The sequence below is a fragment of the Rhodococcus sp. NPDC056960 genome (genome assembly GCF_042674125.1).
In the GTDB taxonomy this organism is placed as follows: domain Bacteria; phylum Actinomycetota; class Actinomycetes; order Mycobacteriales; family Mycobacteriaceae; genus Rhodococcus_F.
The window spans coordinates 95455-109493 of the sequence record NZ_JBHURF010000008.1 but is presented as its reverse complement, the minus strand read 5'-3'; the positions used below and the strand labels follow the sequence as shown (position 1 = coordinate 109493).

General features: G+C 68.3%; 11 protein-coding genes. 7 read left to right on the top strand and 4 right to left on the bottom strand.

The features are described from left to right. Positions 1–26: 26 nt before the first annotated feature. Positions 27–590, bottom strand: coding sequence for a nuclear transport factor 2 family protein (locus ACFTWF_RS14540; protein WP_378461912.1), 564 nt, complete (start codon positions 588–590; stop codon positions 27–29). A 62-nt stretch (positions 591–652) separates the two neighbouring features. On the opposite strand from ACFTWF_RS14540, the gene ACFTWF_RS14535 reads away from it, so the two are divergent. From ACFTWF_RS14535 to ACFTWF_RS14525, 3 genes are all read left to right on the top strand, one after another. Beyond that, positions 653–1720: an aldo/keto reductase gene (locus ACFTWF_RS14535; RefSeq protein ID WP_378461911.1), complete on the top strand. Its 1068-nt coding sequence runs from the start codon at positions 653–655 to the stop codon at positions 1718–1720. An 87-nt stretch (positions 1721–1807) separates the two neighbouring features. Further along, on the top strand, positions 1808–3013 hold the full coding sequence (locus tag ACFTWF_RS14530; protein ID WP_378461910.1) for a cytochrome P450: 1206 nt from the start codon (positions 1808–1810) through the stop codon (positions 3011–3013). Positions 3014–3061: 48 nt separating this feature from the next. Continuing rightward, positions 3062–3289: a ferredoxin gene (locus tag ACFTWF_RS14525; RefSeq protein ID WP_378461909.1), complete on the top strand. Its 228-nt coding sequence runs from the start codon at positions 3062–3064 to the stop codon at positions 3287–3289. Positions 3290–3370: 81 nt separating this feature from the next. Here ACFTWF_RS14525 and ACFTWF_RS14520 read toward each other — a convergent pair whose 3' ends face one another. From ACFTWF_RS14520 to ACFTWF_RS14510, 3 genes are all read right to left on the bottom strand, one after another. Further along, positions 3371–4996 carry a GMC family oxidoreductase gene (locus tag ACFTWF_RS14520; protein ID WP_378461908.1) on the bottom strand — a complete coding sequence of 542 codons (1626 nt, stop codon included), beginning with the start codon at positions 4994–4996 and terminating at the stop codon, positions 3371–3373. A 20-nt stretch (positions 4997–5016) separates the two neighbouring features. Next, a complete protein-coding gene (locus ACFTWF_RS14515) occupies positions 5017–6201 on the bottom strand; it encodes an epoxide hydrolase family protein (RefSeq protein WP_378461907.1) in 1185 nt (394 codons plus the stop codon). 89 nt (positions 6202–6290) lie between these two features. Next, complete coding sequence (locus tag ACFTWF_RS14510; protein WP_378461906.1) at positions 6291–7943, bottom strand: flavin-containing monooxygenase; 1653 nt, start codon at positions 7941–7943, stop codon at positions 6291–6293. A gap of 142 nt (positions 7944–8085) precedes the next feature. On the opposite strand from ACFTWF_RS14510, the gene ACFTWF_RS14505 reads away from it, so the two are divergent. The 4 genes from ACFTWF_RS14505 to ACFTWF_RS14490 are packed head-to-tail and all read left to right on the top strand — an operon-like array spanning position 8086 to position 13813. Then, positions 8086–9654 (top strand): flavin-containing monooxygenase, encoded by a 1569-nt coding sequence (locus tag ACFTWF_RS14505; RefSeq protein WP_378461905.1) that lies wholly within the window; start codon positions 8086–8088, stop codon positions 9652–9654. A gap of 42 nt (positions 9655–9696) precedes the next feature. Beyond that, entirely contained in the window at positions 9697–12267 is a 2571-nt protein-coding gene (locus ACFTWF_RS14500) for a CaiB/BaiF CoA transferase family protein (protein ID WP_378461904.1), read from the top strand. After that, a complete protein-coding gene (locus ACFTWF_RS14495; protein WP_378461903.1) occupies positions 12267–13418 on the top strand; it encodes a thiolase family protein in 1152 nt (383 codons plus the stop codon). The genes ACFTWF_RS14500 and ACFTWF_RS14495 overlap by 1 nt, the downstream gene beginning before the upstream one ends. Beyond that, entirely contained in the window at positions 13415–13813 is a 399-nt protein-coding gene (locus ACFTWF_RS14490) for a Zn-ribbon domain-containing OB-fold protein (protein ID WP_378461902.1), read from the top strand. Before ACFTWF_RS14495 ends, ACFTWF_RS14490 begins: the two co-directional genes overlap by 4 nt. Positions 13814–14039: the final 226 nt, after the last annotated feature.

The following is a 14039-nucleotide window of genomic DNA, read 5'->3' as shown; positions in this document are numbered from 1 at the left end:
TCGACGGCCCGGCGAAGCGGCCGCGCTCACGGCGCGAGCGTGGGGCGCTCGTCGGCGAGGAGAGGGCGGTCGTAGGAGGTGTCGCTGCGGTCGCGCGCGACGGTGCCGTTCGGCCTTCGGTCGACCGGCGGCAGGTCGGGGGTCGTGACGCCGCCGGTCCACTCCACCATCGAGATGCGGTGGGCGATGCGCCACTCGCCGTCGCGACGTTCGAACCGGTCGACGTAGCGCCCACCGTGCAGCGTGACGGGCGTGCCCGACCGGTTCTGCCCGACCATCACGAAGTAGGTCTCGGTGTGGGCCACGGTGCCGTCGATCTCGCAGGTGTGGTTGGTGATGTAGTGCTGCTCGCCGTGATGGCTCGCCCGGTGGCCGGCGAATGCCCAGGGGATGAACTCCTCGACGGTGCCGCGGAAGATGCCGTGGTCGTCGATGGCGCCGGGGTGGTACGCGGAGCGCAGCAGGTCCTCGTCGAGCCGGTCGACGCCGCGGGTGTAGCGCAGCAGCGCGTCGTGGATCTCCTGGCGGTCGAGCAGCTCCTGCAGGCGGCGGGGGTCGGGTGCTCGGTGGTGTGCGTCGATCGTGGTCATGTCAATGACGTTAATGATGTTGAAGTTGTCATTCAATGGCTTTCGACCGCTATCGTGGCTGGATGAGCGACTTCCCTGTGATGAACTACCGTCTCCTGGGCCGCAGCGGCGTGCGGGTCTCCGATCTGGCACTCGGCACGATGACGTTCGGGGCCACCACCGGCTGGGGGGTCGCGGAGCCGACGGCCCGCGAGCTCTACGAGGTGTACCGGGAGGCGGGTGGCAACTATCTCGACACCGCCAACCAGTACGCCGCCGGCGCGAGCGAACGGATCGTCGGCGGGCTGGTCGCGGGTCACCGCGACGAGGTGGTGATCGCCTCGAAGTACACCAACGCCGCGCCCGGCAACGGTGACCCCAACGCCGGCGGCAACCAGCGCAAGAACATGGTCGCGTCGGTGGAGGCATCCCTGCGCCGCCTGGGCACCGACCATCTCGACCTGTACGTCGTCCACTCCTGGGACCTGCTCACGCCGGTCGAGGAGGTGATGCGCGGTCTCGACGACCTCGTGCGTTCGGGCAAGGTCCTCTACCTCGGTGTCTCCAACACGCCGGCCTGGGTGGTCGCCCGCGCCAACACCCTGGCCGAGCTGCGCGGCTGGACTCGGTACGTCGGCCTGCAGATCGAGTACAGCCTGCTCGGCCGCAGCGCCGAGGCCGAGTACATGCCGATGGCGGCCGATCTCGGGCTCAGCGTACTGGCCTGGTCACCGCTGAAGAATGGTCTCCTCACCGGGAAGTACGCCGGCGGCGGCGGGCACGACTCGAGGCTGTCCAGCGAGGTGTGGGGCTCTCCGGCGATGGCGTGGGCCGACCCCCACGGCAGTGTTGCGGGCCCGGTCGTCGAGACTCTGGTCGCAATGGCCGCCGAACTCGAAGTGACCCCGGCCCAGCTCGCGCTGGCGTGGCTGCGGCACCGGGAGGTCCACGTGGTGCCGATCGTGGGTGCCACCAGTCCGGGCCAACTGCGCGACAACCTCGGCTGCCTCCGGGTGGCGTTGACGCCGGAGCAGGTGGCGCGGCTCGACGAGGCCAGCGCCGTACCGCTCGCCTATCCGCATCACTACCTGGCCAGCCCGATGGCTCGCTCGTACCGCTCCGCGGGCATGTACGACCGGATCGCCCGGTGACGGTCCCACCTCTCCACTCCAATTGTGTTCTTGCTTACAATCAATTATGTTGATAGGAAATAAACATAATACGGAGAAGGTTTGACGATGACATCGATGCTGGAACGAGCGGAGACCAACGGTCTGCCGATCCATCGCCTCGACCTCGAGACCGACGAGCGACTGGGCATAGACCCCTTCGCCGTCTGGGATGAGGCGACCAAGGTCGGCGGCCTGTTCTACAGCCCGGTCAACCGCGGCTATCTGGTTGCCGCCGACTACGACACGGTCAAGCACGTGCTGCAGGACCCGCACACCTGGTCGAACCTGCCGAGCACGATCGTCTACACCAAGCAGCCGGTCATCCTCGACGTCCCGCCGATCACCATGGACCCGCCGGTGCACACCAAGTACCGCAGGGCACTCGCGCCGCTGTTCGGGCCCAAGGCCGTGGCACACCTCGAGGCACGCATCAGCGAGATCTGCCACGAGCTGATCGACAAGATCGTGGCCAAGGGCAGCTGCGACTACGCCAAGGACTTCGCCGCCAAGCTGCCGGCGCTCTTCTTCCTCGAGTGGCTGGGCATCGGCACCGACGACGTCGACCGAATGTTTCACCTCGCCGAGCGCGCCACCTTCGAGTTCCCGACCCAGGAGGAGCGCGACGACATCGAGTCGCAGATCGACGCGATCGTGCGCGGCGCGATGGACGACCGGCGCGTCAACCCGCAGCCCGGTGACCTGGCCACCGCCTTCGTGAACATGCGCGTCGACGACGAGGAGATCCCCGAGGACCTGCTGGTCGGGATGGCGAAGCTAGCGTTCATCGCCGGTCAGGAGACCACGTCCAGTCAGCTCGGCTTCATCATGTGGCACCTCGCCAGGAACCGTGAGGATCGACAGTTCCTCATCGACGACCCGGCACGCATCCCGGGGGCGATCGAGGAGCTGATGCGCTTCTACAACACGGGCGGCTCGGCCGGCCGGGTGGCCAAGCAGGATGCCGAGATCAACGGGTTCCCGGTCAAGGCAGGTGACCGGATCTTCATCGCCCGGTGCGGCGCGGACCGACAGCTGGCCCCCGACGTGCAGCTGACCCGGACCGGCGTTCCGCACTCGGCCTTCGGCCTCGGCGTGCACCGCTGCCTGGGCTCCCACGTCGCCCGTTTGGAGATGCGCATCGGGCTCGAGGTCTGGCACGAGCGGATCGGCGAGTACCGGATGCCCGACGACTTCGTCGAGAACTTCCGCTACGGCGCCTTCATGCAGCAGCTCCAGCACCTGCCCCTGGAGTTCGAGGTCGCGTCCCGCTGAGGCGGGCGCACTCGACTCCGGTACCCGAACTCACGAAAGGAAAGAACGATGACCGAGAGCACCACCGACGAGAAGCAGAGCGTGCGGCTGCGCATCGACACCGACCTGTGCGTCGGACACGGCCGCTGCTACACGCTCGCGCCCACCTGGTTCGACACCGACGACATCGGCTACGGCCAGGTGAAGGACGTCGCGATCGGCCTCGACGAGCGCGGCGTCGCCGAGGATGTCGCGGCCGCGTGTCCGGAGGGCGCGATCAGCCTCGAGCTGTCCTGAGGCTGTGAACCGGACAGTGTGAACGAAAGGGAGCCCGGGCCATTCGGCCCGGGCTCCCTTTCGTTCGTTCGGTGTCCGCCGTCAGCGCCGCTCGGCGAGGATGATGTCGGCGGCGATCCAGGCCAAGGCCATCGTGGGCGCGTTGTTGTTGCCCGACGGCTGATCACGGAAAACGGACGCGTCGATCACCCGCAGTCCCTGCGTGCCCCGGACCCGCAGCGAGGCGTCGACCACGTCGTCCTCGTCGGGGCCCATCGCGCAGGTGCCCAGGCCGTGTGCGCCCGCGTTGCCCTGGTTGATGCCGTACCGGATGATCTCGTCGTCCTCGGCGACCTGCGGGCCGGGCTGGAGCTCCTCGACGACGTACTTGGCGAACGGCGCGGTGGCGGTGATCTCGCGGGCCTTGCGCAGTGCCTTGACCAGCATCCGCCGGTCCTCCTCGGTGCTGAGGAAGTTGGGCTCGAGCCGCGGTACGGCGTCCAGTCCGGGGCCGGTGATGTGCAGCGAGCCCTGACTGGTCGGGTACATCGGGAGCGCGACGTACTTGGCGCCGGGGAACGTGTCGACCACCATCCGGCCGGTCATCGGATTGACATCGGAGGTGGAGATGGGGGTGAAGAAGCACTGCGTGTCGGGGTACTCCGAGGCCGGGTCCGACTTGTAGATCGCGCTCAGTGCGTAGCCGCCGTGCGCGATCATGCCGCGACGGGTGAGCAGGTACTTGAAGCCGGACCACAGGTAACGGGGGGTGGAGGAGGCCTCGGCGTTGTAGCCCTCGACCCCGGCGAGCCGGTACTGCAGGAGGATGCCGCGGTGCTCCTTGAAGTTCTCCCCGACCTTGGGGCTGGCCACGCGGCACTTCACACCGGCCTTCGCCAGGATCTCCGGGTTGCCGATGCCGGAGCGTTCCAGCAGCAGCGGGGAGTCGAAGGCGCCGCCGGTGACGAGGACCTCGCGGCGCGCGAAGTAGGTGACCGAGCTGCCGTCCTTTTGCCGGCAGTAGACGCCGGTGACGCGGGTGCCGTCCAGCACCAGCCGTTCGGCCTCGGTGTGGGTGACGACGGTCAGGTTCTTGCGGCGCCGTGCCGGGCGCAGGTAGGCGCGCGCCGCGCTCATCCGGGTGCCCTTGCGGGTGTTGGAAGCGACGTAGGAGGTGCGCTCGCCGCCGCTTCCGTTCATGTCCGTCTCGAACTGCACCCCGCTCTGCGCAAAGGATGCGATCAGTGCCTCGCAGGTGGCCTCGCGGGGGCCGGCGATCTCGATGTCGACCGCGCCCTCACCGCCGCGGGTGGCGCTCGGTCCCAACTCGTGGCGCTCCATCTTGCGGAAGGCCTCGAGGAACCGCTGCCAGTTCCAGCCGGTGTTCCCGGCCTTCTCCCAGGCGTCGTAGGAGTTGGCCCAGCCGCGGTTCCAGACCATGCCGTTGATGGTCGTCGAGCCGCCGACCACCCGGCCGCGCGGCAGGTGCTCTACGTGGCCGTCGGGGAACTGCACCGTCGCGAACGTCTTGGAGTACTTGGGGTTGGTGAGGGTGAAGTAGAAGCCCTTCGGTACCAGGTGGATCAGATTCGCGTCGCCGCCGCCCGCCTCGATGAGCAGTACGGCGTTGCGCGGGTCCTCGGTGAGACGGTTGGCCAGGAGGCAACCGGCCGCGCCGGCGCCGACGATGACGTAGTCGAAGCTGGTGGACTTCGGTGGGCGGGGCATGCGGTGTCCTTTCGGCGCTCTCAGCGCAGGTTGCGGAAGGTGTCGCGGATGTCGGTCACCACGTCGTCGGGTCGCTCCATCGCGCCGAAGTGGCCGCCGACCTCGTGCACCCGCTGGTGGGCGATCTCGGCGTACATGGCGGGCAGCCAGTCGAACGAGGCCCCCGGTGGGTTGTCGTCGCGGAAGATCGACAGACCGGCCGGGGCCTGGATTGCCGGTGTGCGGTCGTGGGCCGGCTGCCACGGATGGGTGGCCGCCTCGTAGTAGAACCGCGCCGCGCTCGGGTAGCTCTGGGTGATCCAGTAGAGCATTGTCGTGGTGATCAGGAAGTCCGAGGAGAAGACGTCCTCCAGCGGCTGTGCCGGGTCCATCCAGGCGAGCCTGCGTTCGGTGAGCCAGGCGAGCAGGCCTGCGGGGGAGTCGTTCATCCCGTGCGCGATGGTCTGCGGATGAACGATCTGCGGCACGAGGTGGCCGACGCGACGTTTCTCCCACGCCACCACCGCGGCGCGGTTCTCGGGGGTGGCCGCGTCCGCGGCCTTCTGGAGCAGGTTCCACGGCCGATCGGAGTTCCAGCCGGCGGGGAACGCGATCAGGCTGGTGAGGTGGATGCCGAGCAGGTGGTCGGCGTACTTGTGGCCGAGCTGAGCGGTGACCTGGGCGCCCCAGTCACCCCCGTGCGCGGCGAACCGCTCGTAGCCGAGGACGTCGCGCATCAGCCGCACCCACAGGTCGGCGGTGGTGACGAAGTTGAGGCCCGAGCGGCTCAGCGGTGACGAGAACGCGAAGCCCGGCAGCGAGGGGGTCACCACGTCGAACGCGTCGGCCGGATCCCCGCCGAAGGATGCCGGGTCGGTGAGCGGGCCGATCATCCGGTGGAAGTCCCAGAACGTCCACGGGAAGCCGTGGGTGAGCAGGAGCGGCGTCGGGTCGGGGCCGATGCCGCGGACGTGCACGTAGTGGATCGGCTGCCCGTCGACGTCCACGCGGAACATGGGCAGCTGGTTGAGGGCGCTCTCCTGGGCCCGCCAGTCGTAGCCGGTGCGCCAGTGCTCGACCAGGCCCCGCAGCCGTTCGGTGGAGACCCCGTAGCGGCCGTCGCCGTTCCCGACATCGGGTGCGAACCGGGTCGCCGCGAGCCGGCGGTCGAGGTCGGCGAGATCCTCGTCGGACACGTCGACCCGGAAGGGAATGGGAGAGGTCATGGTGCTCCTGGGCAGCTACGGGGATGGTGGGGTGCGGGTCGCGGACCGGGCATCATCACGGCCCGCGACCCGCCGTCGAGGGACCCGTCTCAGTGGACGAGGAAGCCGCGGTAGTCGTCGTCGCGGGCGTTCTCGAGGTTCTGGACGAACTCCGGCAGCGATCCGATGTAGGCGACGTAGACGCGGGGCTTCCCGGGGATGTTGTCGCCGAAGAAGATCGACTTCGCCGTCGCCTGCAGGGTGCCTGCGGCGGTGTCGGCGACCTGCTTCGTCCAGGCGGTCTCGGCCTCGGGGTCGGCGTCGATCCGGCGCCAGCCCTTGGTGAAGAAGTCGTCGACGACCTTGGTGACCCACTCCACCACGGGCTCGGAGCAGCGTGGGCCGTTGCCGTGGCCGCCCTTGCCGTGCGGTCCACCTTCGATGAAGAGGTTCGGGAAGCCGGCGACCTGCATGCCCATGTAGGTGTGCGGGCCGTCCTTCCACTTGTCGCGCATCGTCTGCCCGCCGAGGCCACGGATGTCGATCTTGTTCAGCGCACCGGTGAACGCGTCGAAGCCGGTGGCGAAGATGATCGTGTCCACCTCGATCTCGCCCTGCTCGGTGAGGACGCCCTTCTCGGTGAACTCCGTGATCGGGTTCTCCTTCAACAGGACCAGGTCGACGTTGTCCTTGTTGTAGGTCTCGTAGTAGTTGGTCTCGCAGGGCACCCGCTTGGTGCCGAAGTAGTGGTCGTTCGGGATCAGCTTGTCGGCGAGCTCGGGGTCGGCGACCCGCTCGCGGATCTTCTCGGCGAGGAACTCGCAGTAGACCTTGTTCGCTTCCGCGTCGTACGCCAGGTCGTTGTAGAGACCGATCCACTTGGTGAAGCCCGGTGAGTTGAACGCCTCCTCGTAGCGGGCGTCGCGCACCTCGGGCGCGACCTCGGTGGACTTCACCGGGTCCCAGCTGTGCAGGAAGCCGCTGAAGGTCTGCCGCAGGTACGGGAACATGTCGTCGTAGCCGGCGCGGATCGTGGCCATGTCGTCGTCGGAGAGCGGACGGTTACGCAGCGGGACGGCCCAGTTGGCGGTGCGCTGGAAGACCGTCAGGTGGCCGGCGGTCTTGGCGACCTCGGGGATCACCTGGACGCCGGTGGCGCCGGTGCCGATCACCGCGACCCGCTTGCCCTCGAAGCCGATCTTCTCGTCCTTGGGCCACAGCGAGGTGTGGTACCACTCGCCCTCGAACTTCTCCAGGCCGGGGATGCGCGGGAAGTTCGGGTCGGAGAGGATGCCGGTCGCCATGATCACGAAGCGCGCGCGGTACAGCACGCCTTCCGTCGAATGCAGTGTCCAGCAGTCGGTCTCCTCGTCGAAGACCATGCTCTCGATCCGGGTGTCGAAGTCGATGTCGCGACGCAGGTCGAGCTTGTCCGCGACGCGGTTGTAGTAGGACTCGAGTTCGGGCTGGCCTGCGAACATCTCCTTCCAGCGCCACTCCTCGAGCAGCTCCTTGTCGAAGGAGTACTGGTAGGAATGCGACTCCGAGTCGAGCCGGGCGCCGGGGTAGGCGTTCCAGTACCAGGTGCCGCCGACGCCGGAGCCGGCCTCGATGACCCGAACCGACCGACCGAGCTCCCGCGCCAGCTTCAGCTGGTACATCCCGGTCAGGCCGGCACCGACGATGACGATGTCGTAGGAGCGCACTCCCGCCTCGCCCGGCTGACCTCCTGACACGTCGGGCCTGGTCGCGATCTCGGTCATGGTTCCTCCAATAGAAGTCGGTGCCGACGGCCGGTTGTGCGCGGCCAGTCGTGGTCGTCCAGTCCTGATGCTATCCGGTTACTCGTTCAAAACACCACTGTCGGGTGAGTATAAACATAATAGATAGCGCTGGCCTTGTGTTATGCAGTGTGATCGAAGCCTCTGTGGGCCGGTCGGATCCATCTTCCAACCATGTTATAGTAATGGTACTAACGAGTTACGTTGCAGCTGGGAGGTCTGTCCTGTGAGAGTGGGCATCATTGGTGCGGGTATGTCGGGGCTGTTCCTCGCGCATCACCTTGCCGAGGCCGGGATCGAATATCAGATCTTCGAGAAGCGGGCCGGTGTCGGCGGCACCTGGTACGACAACACCTACCCGGGTCTGCACGTCGACGTGATCACCCGCTCCTACGAGTTCCCGTTCGCGCGGAAGAACTACTGGTCGAAGCGGTACGCGCCGGGCTCGGAGATCCGCCGCTACCTGACCGACTTCGCGCAGGAGCAGGGCGTCGTCCGGCACATACGGTTCAACACCGAGGTGCGACAGGCCGTGTGGGAGGACGACGCCTGGACGCTGACCCTGCCCGACGGCAGCAGCGAGGTCTTCGACGTCGTCGTCGCCGCGACCGGCTTCCTGCACGTGCCCAAGCGGCCGACCTTCCCGGGCACCGACACGTTCGAGGGCCACAGCTGGCACTCCTCCGAGTGGGACCACGGCGTCGACCTGACCGGCAAGCGGATCGGCGTCGTGGGCACCGGTTCCAGCGGCATCCAGATCGTCAGCGAGCTGGGCAAGCGGTGCCACGACGTCAAGCACTTCATCCGGACGCCGCAGTGGATCCAGATTCGGCAGAACAAGAAGATCTCGCCGCTGGAGCGGGTGCTGCTGCGGGTGCCCTCGCTGGCCGGCTACTGGGACCGGCGGGTCGCCAAGTTGCGCGTGGCCACCGAGGGCTCCGAGACCTGGCGGCTGATTCCCGGCGACGAGCGGACGGTCCAGACCCAGCGCTTCTACGACGAGCTGGCCGAGGCCGTCCCGGATCCGGTCCTGCGGGAGAAGCTCACGCCGAAGGACCCCCCGGGCTGCAAGCGGATCCCGAAGTCGCCCGATTATTACCAGGTCGTCCAGCGACCCAACGTCACACCGGTTTTCGGCGGCGTGCAGCGGGTCGAGCCGAACGGCATCGTGGACCCCGACGGCACGTTGCACGAGCTCGACGTGATCATCTACGCGACCGGCTTCGACACGCACGCCTACATGCGGCCGATGGAGGTCGTCGGACCCGCCGGCCTGACCGTCGAAAAGATGTGGGCCGACGGCGTGTACAGCTACCGCGGCATCGGCCTTCCGGGCATGCCCAACTTCTTCCTGCTCAACGGCCCGTTCGCCCCGGTCAACTCGGTGGCCATCCCGACCTGCCTGCGTGACGAGGTCGGTTTCCTGATGCGGCTGCTGGCCACCATGCAGCGTGAAGGGCAGGCGCTGGCGCCTTCCGAGGAGTCGACCGCGGCGTTCTGCAACACCGTCCGGGCGGCGCTTCCGGGCACCACCTATTCGCTGTGCGACAACTGGTACACCGACAAGGGCGGGGTCGCCATCATCTGGCCCTTCACCCGCCAGCGGCACGCCGATCAGTACGCCGACGCCGACATCGCCGACTTCGAGCGGTTCCCGGCGCGTCGCGAGCTCGCGACGCCCGCCCGAGCCTGACGGCGCTGGATCGCGTCCTGAAGAAATGACTGGAGAACCCCGATGACTACATCCCAGACAACCGAAGACCAGGCCAAGCCGGGTGCACTCACAGGCGTACGCATCGTCGAGGTCGGCGACCGGATCGGCGAGTACTGCGGAATGGTGCTGGCCGGCCTCGGCGCCGAGGTGATCAAGGTCGAGCCGCCCGAGGGCGCCGAGAGCCGCCGGATGGGTCCGTTCGTCGACGACGAGCCGGATCCCGAACGCTCGCTGCACTTCTGGACCTACAACCGCGGCAAGCGCTCCGTCGTACTCGACCTCGAGACGGCCGAGGGCCGAGCCGGGTTCGTCGAGCTGGTCGGCGCGTGCGACGTGCTGCTCGACGCGACGCCGCTGGGCTACCTCGAGGAGCGGGACCTCGGCAGCGCCACGTTGCGCGAGCGGGACCCCGCCCTCGTGGTCGCGCGGATCACCCCCTTCGGTGAGGAGGGGCCGCGCAAGGACTGGAAGGCCAGCGACCTGGTCCACCTCGCACTCGGCGGCCAGGTGATGAACAACGGCTACGATCCGGACCCGTCGGGGAAATACGACCTGCCGCCGGTGGCACCTCAGCTGGATCACTCCTACGCGGTCGCCGGCGAGCAGCTCGCCTTCACCGTCGTCGCCGCGCTGATCAGCAGGCGGCGTACCGGGCAGGGACAGCACCTTTCCTGCGCGGTGCACGAGGCGATGGCGAAGAACACCGAGGGCGACCTGATGTCGTGGGTCTGCCTGCGCACGCCGTTCCACCGCCAGACCTGCCGCCACTCCGCGCCCGGGGTCTCCATCCACCGCTCGATCTTCCAGACCAAGGACGGCCGCTGGATCCTGGCCTCCACCCGCAACGCCAAGCTGCTCGGCCCGTTCCTGGACACCTACGGGATCGGCGACGAGATCAGCGACGGCAGCGACGAGAAGACCAAGGACTCCCGCGTGCTGCCGGGCATGGAGGGCGGCGCCGCGCGCAACATGGACGCGGTCGAGCACACCGTGCGCCGCTACCGGTTCGAGGACGTGCCGTGGCGCGAGGCCCAGGAGGCCGGTCTCATGTGGGTGCCGGTGCGCAAACCCCACGAGTCGGCGTACGACGAGCACTGGCTCGAACGCGGCACCTACGGTGACATCGAGCACCCGGAGCTGGGCCGCTCGCTGCGCTACCCGGTGAGCAAGTGGGTCTCGACCGAGACCGGCTGGGTCACGCCGACCCCCGCCCCCAAGCTGGACGAGCACCGCGACCTGCGGTTGAGCCTGACGCCCCGGCCGATCGAGCGGTCACCGATCCTCCTGCCCGAGCGCCTCTCCACCCATGGCAAGCCGTGGGCGCTCCAGGGAGTGCGCATTCTCGACTTCACGTGGATGCTCGCCTCGGCGGGCGCCACCCGGTTCCTGGCCTCGATGGGCGCCGACGTGATCAAGGTCGAGTGGCACAAGAACCTCGACCCGCGCCGCGGTGGCAACCCGGTCGGTGGACGCGCGGCGCGCGAGCGCGCGACCGGCCCGGTGCCCTCGCAATGGCCCGCCGACCTCGGCGGCCCGGTCGGCGCGCAGTACAACAACAAGAACCCCGGCAAGCGCGGCATCTCCCTCAACGTGAAGCACCCGAAGGGTCTCGAGCTGGCCCGCCGGATGGTCGCGGAAAGCACCATCGTCGCCGAGGGCTTCTCGCCGGGCGTGATGGAGAGCTGGGGACTGGGCTACGACGAGCTGCGCAAGATCAAGTCCGACATCATCTATGCCAAGCAGTCGGGCATGGGAACGAAGGGCATCTACGGTCGGTTCCGCACCATCGGTCCGGTGGCACAGGCGTTCGCCGGCACGTCGGAGATGAGCGGACTCGGCGACCCGTTCCCGCCGGCCGGCTGGGGCTACTCCTACCTGGACTGGTACGGCGCCTACAGCTTCGCGCTGGCCCTCCTGAGCGCGGTCTACCACCACGACGTGACCGGAGAGGGACAGTCGATCGACGCCTCGCAGAGTGAGGTGGGCATCTTCATGACCGGTGTACCGGCCCTGGACTACCAGGTCAACGGCCGGGTCTGGGAGCGGGCGGGCAACCGCTCGCCGTACGCGACCGCCGCGCCGGAGGGGCTCTACCGCACCCGGGGAGAGGACCGCTGGATCGCCATCACGTGCCAGAGCGAGGGTGACTGGATCGCCCTCGCCAAGGAGGCGTGCCATATCGAGTGGCTCTCGCAGGCGGAGTTCGCGACCGCCGAGGACCGGCACCGCAACCGTGAGGCGCTCGACGGGCTGATCCAGGGATGGACGTCGGAGCAGGATCCGTTCGAGCTGATGCAGCGGCTCCAGGCGGTCGGCGTACCCGCCGGTGTCGCCCAGACCGCGCAGGATCGGGTGGAGAACGACCCGCAGCTGACGGCGATGGAGTGGCTGACCGAGCTCGACGCCACCAACTTCGGCCACTGGCCGGTCGCGGCTCCCTCCGTGAAGATGAGCGACACACCGCAGCACGCCGGCGGCCAGGTCGGCCGGGGCGCCCCGACGTACGGCGAGCACAACTACGACGTCTACGAGGAACTGCTCGGGCTGAGCCGTGACGAGGTCGACGAGCTGGCAGCGGAGGACGCGATCTGATGGCGGCAGCACAGCTCGGCGGCGCGATCCGCGGGCGAACCGCGATCGTCGCCGCCGGCAACACCGCCCAGGGCACGATCCCGGGCATCTCCGCTGACGAGCTGGCGGTCGACGGTCTGCGAATCACCTTGGCGGAGGCGGGCATCGACAAGTCGGACATCGACGGGTTGATCACCTGCAAGTCCTTCGGCGGCTTCGGGATCGACACCGAGATCGGCCGGCTGGCGGGCCTCAACCCGGCCTACAGCGCCACCCTCGACTACGGCACCTGTAACTTCTCGCTGCATCTGGCCTGCGCGGCGATCGACGCGGGACTGGCCAGTGTGGTCGCGATCGTCTACGGGACCAACCAGCGCAGCGCAGGAAACAAGTTCGGCCATCCCCTGGGTCGCCAGGACGAGGCGTCGGTCTACGGCTTCCTGAATGTCGCCGGGCCGGCAGCGATGGCGTTCCGCAGGCACCAGCACCTCTACGGCACCACCGAGGCGGATCTGGCCGAGATCTCGGTCTCGCAGCGCCGGTACGCGGTGGACAACCCGTTGGCGATCTTCCGGGAGCCGACGTCGGTCGAGGACTACCTGGCGGCGCCGTATCTGGTTGCGCCGCTGCGCCGCCCGGACCTGTGCATGATCTCGGACGGCGCGGCCTGCCTCATCGTGGCTCGGGCCGATCGGGCGGCGGACCTGACCGACAAGCCGGTGCACGTGATGGGCATAGCCCAGCAGACCGGACTGCGCGACCGGCAGAACGCCGACCAGTGGCTGCGGCCCTGGATCCAGCAGGTGGCCGAGCGGATCTATCCGGCCGCCGGCATCGAGCGGGAGGCGGTGGACGCCCTCTACATCCAGGACCCGACCAGCATCTGGGTCCTCCAGATGCTCGAGTACTACGGCTTCGTCGAGCCGGGCGGCGTCGGGGAGGCTTTCCGGTCGGGCGCCGTCGGCCATGGTGGGCGGCTTCCGCTCAACACCAACGGTGGGCAGCTCTCCGAGGCGTACATGTGGGGCTTCCTGCACCTGTGTGAGGCGGTCAGACAGTTGCGCGGCGACGCGGGGGAGCGGCAGATCGAGGGCCTGCGCACAGCGCAGTACTGCTCGACGTTCGGATTCATGAAGGCAGCCAGCACGATCTTGTCGACGGAGGTGTCATGAGCGGATACGAGACCCCGGCGGTCCAGAACGACTCCGGGTTCTGGGACGCGGCGGCGGAGGGCAGGCTGGTCTTCCAGCGGTGCGATCGCTGCGCATTCGTGCGCTGGCCTGCCGCGGGAGTCTGCCCCGAGTGCATGGACCGGGGGTATACGTGGGAGGAGGTGGCTCCGCGAGGCACGGTGTGGAGCTACGCCGTCTACCACCGGGCCTATGCCGGCTACCTGCGTGAGCGGGTCCCGTACGACGTGGCCCTGGTCGAACTCGAGTGCGGGGTGCGGCTGCTGACCGCCCTGACCGGATTCGACGACGGGGCCGACCCGATGGGTGCCGCGGTCGTCGCCCGCTTCGAGACGGTCGGCGAGCACGAGCGCGTCCCGGTCTTCGGGCCGGCCTGAGGTCGACGGCACGGACGCGATGCAGAACAGGCATCGCGCCACGGGCCGAGCGAGAAGTGAAAATCCTTGCCCCGACGGGGAAGCGCCGTCCGGCCCAGGGGAGCCTCCTGGGCCGGACGGCGCTTCGCTGCTGGTGTGGAAGCCGGCGAGTGGGGGAAGACGAGGCGAGCATTGGCATCAGGTCCACGCGGGATGCGTCCGCCGGTCCTCGGCCACGTCGTGGGCT